Source organism: Haladaptatus sp. W1, from assembly GCF_001723155.1.
Classification (GTDB): Archaea; Halobacteriota; Halobacteria; order Halobacteriales; family Haladaptataceae; genus Haladaptatus; species Haladaptatus paucihalophilus.
This window is the reverse complement of record NZ_MEIH01000349.1, coordinates 1-6,340: the sequence shown is the minus strand read 5'-3', so window position 1 is coordinate 6,340 and position 6,340 is coordinate 1. Positions and strand designations below refer to the sequence as shown.

The window sequence follows — 6,340 nt, the reverse complement described above, 5'->3', positions numbered from 1 at the left end:
CACGCCGACCAGCATACCGATGACGACGCCGATTACGCTACCGCCGTTCGCACTGGAGAGACCCTCGGATATCAGTCCGAAGACGGACGCCGAGACCATGATTCCGGACGCGAGTCCCCAGAGTCCCACGTTCCAGCGGTCGTTTACGTCCTTGACGAGGAAGAACGGGAGCGCGCCGATACCCGTCGCCAGCGCCGTAATCAGCCCCGCAATGAACACCAATACGAGATTAGCGAGTAAGGTCATACTTGCCGTTGGTACTCGAAGGGGTTAATAGTTATCACTTCCATTACTATTTTTGGCGGGCCTAAAACGTATTGGAGAGATACTAGAAGAGAATTTTCCAAAAAGTAAAAATATATTCTCAATTCTGTTGTTTGGCTATCAGGAATCGGGATGGGAGCGAGAAGCGTAAACGATGGACAACGCGATAGAGACGCGGAAATTACCAGAGACTGAGATAGAAAGAAGAAGTGAACAGAGGAAACGAAGAACAGGGGGAAAGCGAACGACTGGCGGAGCGAACATACATCGAGTCGAAGGGGAGGTCAGGGCGTCGAGGTTCGATGCCGGGAGGGGTCGGCGCGTGCCGTCCATGGCAAACGGCCGTTCACACCGATGTCGGGAGTTTCAATCGCGTTTGTAGCCGTGACCGACGACCATCGCGACGAGATTGAGGACGAAGAGCAGCGCTAACGCGTCGGCGGAGTCCGAGACAGGGCCGCTGTAGAGGAGGGGGAGGTAGCCGAACGGGAGCGCGATGGCTGACCAAAAGCCGACGAACTGCACTGGAGCGAGGAGTTTCTTTCCCGCTGCTTCGACGGTGTGACGGGATAGGAATTCGAAGTTCGATGCACCTTCCTTCCGTATCGTTGGAGGACTCGACATGATTTCTCGGGGATGTATTTCTCTCTATGACTGGAGGGGTAATATAACAAGTCGAGAGTAAAGCATAATTCACGACATTTCAGCCCCAAATACCGGTTCGTCGACGTTTTATAAACGGCTCAAAAATCTTTAGACCTTTCAAAAACTTCTCTGAGCCCGTTATATTGTTCTGGAGCCAAAAAGACCAATCGATGATATACTCGACGATACGATCGGAATCAGTCGATCAATCGAACACGACACGTCGCGTCGAAGATACGCGGAGAGACCGTTTCGGATTAGCAGCATGAGCGACGGGTCCAACGTCGTACTCGGCTCGCCGTCACAGATCCGGGATCACGTTCGCCCGACGGCTTTCTCCGCGTCGCGTCTCGTACGTACTCGTCGCCCATTCGACGAAATCGGGGTTCTTGCCGTCGAGACACGCCCGTAAGTTGCCGCGCTCGTCGAACGCGGAGACGAGTACGCGCTCGCCGTCGAGAATCGTCACGCCGAACGGGAGGTCTTCGGGAACGCTGTAGAGCTCGAACCGCGCGACCGAATCCGGTGGTCGCTGCTCGGCCGACCGTTGGACCGCTGATTCCAGAGACGGTTCCGAGACTATCAGTTCGATCCGCGCTCCTCGGTCGAGCAGCCGTCGCGCCGCGTCGGCGAACAGCGGACTGACGATGGGCGTGATACAGCGGATTCGGTCGGCCGACGTTTCCGTGAGCGCGTCGATGATGTACGTGGTTGCCCTGTACGGGTCGTCTTTCGTCGCCGATACCATGTTCGCACAGGTGGTGCCGTGTATCGGAAACGTCCCGTCGGCGTCGTCGAGATGCGTGAGAAGCTCCTCGTACTCCTCGACCCACTCTATCGTCCGAATCAACGTTTCGTACGCGTCCAACACGAGTTCCCCGGCCTCCGTGAGGCGGTAGGTACCGTCCACGCGTTGCGTCCACCCGTACTCGGTGAACGTCCGGAGGGTCCGGTGGACGGTCGAACGCGACATCGAGAGGCGGTCGGAGAGGCTTCCAACGGTCCCCTTTCCGTCTTCGTGGAGGGCAGTGACGACGCGGGCACGGTTCGCCGAACCGGCGAGAAACGTCGCGTACTCGTGAGACGTCATCCGTTTTCCAACGCCGTCCCGCTCGGACGCTGTGCGTCGGGACGCTCCGCACGACTGTCGCCGGTCGGTAGCGAAGAGTGGCAGTTGTTACCAGTTGTGTCACAATTTGAACGTCGTTTCATCTGTTGAATCATCTTCATTGCTTAAATATATTTATTTTCTAACTATATATTAATTATGTGTGTAGAATATAATGTGCTGCATAGAAAAAAGAGAATACTAGCACTCGCGCTCGTTTGGGTGCTGACGGTTTCGTGTATCGCACCGTTCCTCGGTGCGTCCGTATCGGCACAGGAAACAACCACACATCTCGACACGATGGAAACGTCCACGTCCGTCGATTCCGCCGCGCCAATCGACCCGGCGCTGACGGACGCGGACGGAACCGTGACCGTCGTCGTGCGCTTAGAGGAGGCGAACCCGGACGTGACCGCGGACCGGGCCACAACGTTGGAGACGCTACAGACGCACGCGGAACGGAGCCAGCGGCCCGTTCTCTCGTACGCGAAGCGACACGCGGACAGCGTTACAGTCCTCAATCGGCTGTGGATAACCAACACCGTCGTGCTCCGCGTCGATACCTCCGACGCCGACCTGAAGAAACTCGCGACGATAGAGGGCGTCACACGGCTGCACAAGAACTTCGAACTCACGCTTCCGAAGCCCGCCGACTCCGGCGGTGACGAGACGCCCGTCGGTCTGTACGACGCCGCCAAAAGCGTCGGCGGGACGGACTACAACACCACCTACGGTCTCGACCAGATCAACGCGACGGACGTGTGGGACGACTACGGGACGAGAGGTGACGGCGTTAAGGTGGCAGTGCTCGATACGGGGGTGGACGTTGACCACCCGGACATCGAACTCTACACCGAAAACGAGAGTGACCCGACCTACCCCGGCGGGTGGGCCGAGTTCGACGACGGCGGCAACCGCGTTCAGGGCAGCGTGCCACACGACACGGACACGCACGGGACGCACACCAGCGGAACCGTCTCCGGCGGCAACGCCAGCGGCGAATACATCGGCGTCGCGCCCGACGTCGAACTCATGCACGGGCTCATCCTCCCCAGCGGTAGCGGCTCCTTCACGCAAGTCGCCGCGGGGATGCAGTGGGCCGTCGAGCAGGACGCCGACGTCATCAGCATGAGCCTCGGCGCGACCGGCTACTACAGTCAGATGATAGAGCCGGTTCGAAACGCCGAATCGGCAGGTACCATCGTCGTCGCCGCGGCCGGAAACAGCGGCGAAGGGACGAGCGGCTCGCCCGGCAACGTGTACGAATCGTTCGCCGTCGGCGCGTCGAACGAAGACCTCGGCATCGCGTCGTTCTCCAGCGGCGAAGAGATAGACACCGAAAACGACTGGGGAAGCGACGCACCCGCCTCGTGGCCGGACAGTTACGTCGTCCCCGACGTCGCCGCACCCGGCGTTGACGTCAAGAGTTCCGTCCCCGGCGGCGGCTACTCCCGATACGACGGAACGTCGATGGCGACCCCGCACACCGCCGGTGCCGCGGCACTGATGGTCGCCGCGGCCGGTGGCGACTTACCGCCGTCGGACATCCGGTCTGCCTTCCGCGAAACGGCGTTCAAACCGGAGAACTGTTCGCCGAGTTGCTCGCCCCGCGACGGAAACGACACCCGATACGGCGCGGGAATCATCGACGTGAAGGCGGCGACCGATACGGTCGCGCTCGAAAACGGTATCACCGGAACGGTGACCAACGAGAGCGGCGCGCCGGTCGACGGTGCGACCGTTTCCCTCGACACCGGTCGAACAACCGAGACGAACGCCTCCGGTGGATACACGCTCCTGGAAGAACCCGGAACGTACGACGTCACCGCGAGCGCGTTCGGATACGGGACGACGACATCGACGGTCACCGTCGAAAACGGGTCGTTCGCGCGGCAGGACTTCTCGCTGTCGCCCGCCCTCGGCGTTCGCATCCTCGACGGACAACCCGATGCGATAGAAGGCGGCGAGTCAGTTACCGTCACCGCGGACGTGCGAAATCTGGAAACGTACACCGTCGAACTCGACGGCGACTACGAGACGAACAACGCGACGCTGGTCGTCAACGGCGAGGAACACGCGTTCGACGAGGCCATCGACTTGGGTGGCTACTCCGGTGAACTCACCGTGACGGTCGAAACGACGTCGGGAACGCACGGCTCGTTCTCGCTTTCTCACACCTTCGAAGGGACGAACGACAGCGTGACGGCGACGACCGGCCCGACGGAAATCTTCGAGGAGTACACGACCATCGCCGTGGTCGATTCGGACGACGGGTTCGGCGAGCAGACCGCGGACGCCCTCGACGGGTCGCTTCCCGCGAACTATCAGGTGACGGTCGTGCAGGACGAGAACGCCATGGAGGCCGTCGGCGAGTACGACTCGTTCGTGATTCAGGACTTCGACCCCGGCCAACTCGACGCGCAGGCGTTCGTCGACGCGACGAACAGCCCGAGCACCGGCGTCGTCTGGTTGGAACAGTGGGGCGACAACAGCAACGGCATCACGGGACGTTCCACCGCGGTCGGCGACCCCGCGAGTACCGCCGACGAAGGGTTCGGGGCCGGAAACCCGTACTTCACCATCACGGAGTCGAGTCCCCTGTTCGAAGGCGTCGGCTCGGTCGGTGACCAAGTGACCATCCACACCGGAAGCTGGGGCGACCACGCGTGGTACGACGGATACAGCGGCCAAACCGTCGCCACGGTCGGCGACGACGACGGCACTAAAGGATCCGCAATCGGCGTCGACCGACAGACGGGCACGGTGCTCGCATCGTCGCTCGGCCGCACGTCGTACGTCGAAAACGGCGACTACACCGAGGAGGCGGACGCGATACTAGCGAACGCGGTCCAGTACGTGAGCACCGCTCCGGCGGTCATCGTCAAATCCGGTCAGCCCCGCCACGTGAGCATGGGCGAGGAAGTCGAAGTGAACCTCTCCGTGAACCAACTCCGCGACGTGCAAGTCGATTTGAGCGAGAACTCCACGCTGAGCGAGGACGACCTCACGCTCTACATCGACGGGTGGGGACCGATTCCGTTCGGCCTCCCCATCCTCGAACGACCCCCGGAGACGACCGACGAGTACACCATCAGGGTCGTCCCCGACGAGAACGCCGTCGGTTCGTTCTCGCTCGAAACCACGGCGACCGCTGGGCCGGACGCGGAACGGGTCACGGTTCGAACCGGACCGACCGCCGTCTACGACGCCCCGATAAACGTACCCACGGACGTCGAGTCCGTTCAGGAAGCGGTCGACCTCGCGCCACCGGGCGCGGAGATAGTCGTCGGTAGCGGCACGTACACCGAGCAGGTGACGGTGGATACGCCCGGCGTCACCATCCGCGGTGCCGACGGAGCGACTCCGGTCATCGCCGCACCCGAAAACGCGACCGGCGACAACATCGCGGTCGACGCACCCGACGTCACCGTGACCGGCGTTACGGTCGATGCGGGCGGACGAACGAGCGGCCTCTCCGTCGACGGCGCGGACAACGCGGCCGTCCGGGAAGTCACGGTTCGCAACGCGACGACGGGCATCTCGGTCGATACCGCGAACGGCGCGGTCGTTGACGGGAACGTCGTTCGAAACGCATCCGTCGGCATCCCCGGGCCGACGGACCAGACCGTCGGCGACATTCTGGGTTCGTTCGACGGCACCGTCTACGGTTACGACGCCGCCGCCGGGCAGTGGGAGCAGTTGACGGCCGATTCGTCCGTCGATGCGCTCGACGCGCTGTTGGTCGGTACCACGACCGACGCGCGCGGGATGCTGACCTTCGAGCACACGCAAGGACCACCGTCCCCGCCGGGACAGGCGACGCTCGTGGAAGGCTGGAACTTCGTGGCCGCACCGCAGTACGCGGGCGCTGACGAGGCGTTCGGCGTCTCCTCCGGAAGCCCGACGCTCGTGCAGGAGTACGCCACGCAACCGACGAGTCAACCCGGTCCGCGGAGCGAACTCAGCGGGACGTACGAACTCGGCAGTTCGAACCCCGGTCCGAACGTGAGCGCGTTCACGGGGTACTACGTCTACTCTGAGTCCGCGGGCACGCTCCTGACGTACCTCACGAGTAACCCGACGATGACGGAGCTGTACGACGGGTTGAATATCCCGACCGACGACCGCGGACTGCCGGTCACCGACGTCTCGGCGACGATGACGGACGCGGTGTCGCCCACCGACGTCTCGGTCGATGCGAACGGGGCCGCCGTCGAACCGCTTCCGACCCTCCCGATGACCGTTCACGGAACGGTGACGGTTGACGGCGAACCGGCGTCCGCCGGAACGACCGTCACGGTGGACGTCGGCGGCGAGACGCGC

At 62.4% G+C, this 6,340-nt stretch carries 3 protein-coding genes and 1 pseudogene; 1 reads left to right on the top strand and 3 read right to left on the bottom strand.

What is annotated here, in order from left to right:
• From BG842_RS20545 to BG842_RS20535, 3 genes and pseudogenes are all read right to left on the bottom strand, one after another.
• A pseudogene (locus BG842_RS20545) lies at positions 1 to 246 on the bottom strand (ZIP family metal transporter); the annotation flags it as partial.
• 384 nt (positions 247 to 630) lie between these two features.
• The gene (locus BG842_RS20540) at positions 631 to 888 is read right to left on the bottom strand and encodes a hypothetical protein (RefSeq protein ID WP_007983649.1); all 258 of its coding nucleotides are present in this window, start codon (positions 886 to 888) and stop codon (positions 631 to 633) included.
• Between the two features lie 322 nt (positions 889 to 1,210).
• Positions 1,211 to 1,999: a winged helix-turn-helix domain-containing protein gene (locus BG842_RS20535; RefSeq protein WP_069452249.1), complete on the bottom strand. Its 789-nt coding sequence runs from the start codon at positions 1,997 to 1,999 to the stop codon at positions 1,211 to 1,213.
• A gap of 195 nt (positions 2,000 to 2,194) precedes the next feature.
• On the opposite strand from BG842_RS20535, the gene BG842_RS20530 reads away from it, so the two are divergent.
• On the top strand, positions 2,195 to 6,340 hold a 4,146-nt coding region (locus BG842_RS20530; RefSeq protein WP_254663338.1), incomplete at its 3' end, for a S8 family serine peptidase.

What these genes read in the sequence shown, in the direction of transcription:
- BG842_RS20540 (WP_007983649.1), bottom strand. Translation starts at nt 888, where the DNA reads ATGTCGAGTCCTCCAACGATACGGAAGGAAGGTGCATCGAACTTCGAA.
- BG842_RS20535 (WP_069452249.1), bottom strand. Translation starts at nt 1,999, where the DNA reads ATGACGTCTCACGAGTACGCGACGTTTCTCGCCGGTTCGGCGAACCGT.